The sequence below is a fragment of the Micromonospora arida genome (genome assembly GCF_003857035.1).
GTDB lineage: Bacteria > Actinomycetota > Actinomycetes > Mycobacteriales > Micromonosporaceae > Micromonospora > Micromonospora arida.
Map to the genome: position 1 here is coordinate 1 of NZ_QGSY01000105.1, position 1,146 is coordinate 1,146.

The window sequence follows — 1,146 nt, forward strand, 5'->3', positions numbered from 1 at the left end:
GGGGAGGGGGGTCAGGTCAGGCGGGTCAGGACCGGCGCTAGCGGGTTTAGCGCGTCGCTGCGGACCACGAATCGGGTCACCCCCCAGCGCCGTTCGTGCTCGGCGACCGCCGTGATGATCTCGTTCACCGTGCCGATCAGCACGAACGGGGTGGCCAGCAGTTCGGCGACGGTCATGCCGATGCGCCGGGCCTGTTCCGCGGCGGCGGCCTCCGCATCGTCGGTGACCACCACCGTCTGCACCAGCGCCTCCAGCGCCGGCGGGTCGGCCCGGCCGGCTGCGCCGGCGGCCACGCAGGCCAGCTGCGCCTCGATCTGGTCGGCCCGCCAGCGCGCCTCATGCTGGTGGCCGTCGGCGAGGGTACGTCCGAAGCCGATCAGCCCGACCACGTCGGCGTGCGCGCCGGCCCAGCGCAGCAGCGTCGAGTTCGCCGTACCCATCGTCAGCGGGATCCGGTCCTGCACCGGCCGGGGTTCGCGCAGCACCGCGTCGCGCATCGTCAGCTCGGCCGAGTCGACGGTGACCGAGGCACCGTCGAGCAGGGCGCGGACCGCCTCGGCGACGGCCACGCAACGGCGGACCCGGCCGGTCACGTCGGGGCGTTCCCGGCCCACCGCGCGCCACTCCGCCGGGGTGTGACCGGCGCCGACACCGAGCCGGGCCCGTCCGCCGGAGATCAGATCGAGGGTGGCCACGTCGGCCGCGAGCAGCATCGGTTCCCGTACGCCGAGGTTCGACACGTACGAGCCGAGCCCGATCGTCGAGGTGACCGGGGCGGCGGCGGCCAGCGCCACGAACGGTGACGTCACGTCGCCGGGGTGGTCCGCGGCGAGCAGAGCGTCGAAGCCGGCGGTCTCGGCCCGACGGGCCAGCTCGGCCCAGCTCGCCGCGTCGGTCGGGGTGGCCTGGAGGGAGAAGGTCGCCATCGGCCCAGCATCGACCCGCGCCGGCCCACCGGCCACCCGCTGACCGCCGATTCTGCCGAGGGCCGAACCACGGCTAGGCAGCCCGAGGCCTGCGCCCTCACCCTTGTTGATCAAGAAGTTTCCGTCAGATCCCGGCTTCCGGACGACGCAAACCTCTTGATCAACAAGGATGGGAGCTGGCTGCGGGGTGGGGTTAGGGGGTTGTCAAGGCTGCTTGGAG

At 73.3% G+C, this 1,146-nt stretch carries 1 protein-coding gene; it reads right to left on the bottom strand.

The genetic code is table 11. From position 1 onward, the window contains the following. Nucleotides 1–11 precede the first annotated feature (11 nt). Entirely contained in the window at nt 12–926 is a 915-nt protein-coding gene (locus DLJ58_RS04995) for an LLM class flavin-dependent oxidoreductase (protein ID WP_124854070.1), read from the bottom strand. Between the last annotated feature and the right edge of the window lie 220 nt (nt 927–1,146).

Excerpts from the sequence above, each read along its gene's own strand:
- DLJ58_RS04995 (WP_124854070.1), bottom strand. The coding sequence starts at position 926 with ATGGCGACCTTCTCCCTCCAGGCCACCCCGACCGACGCGGCGAGCTGG.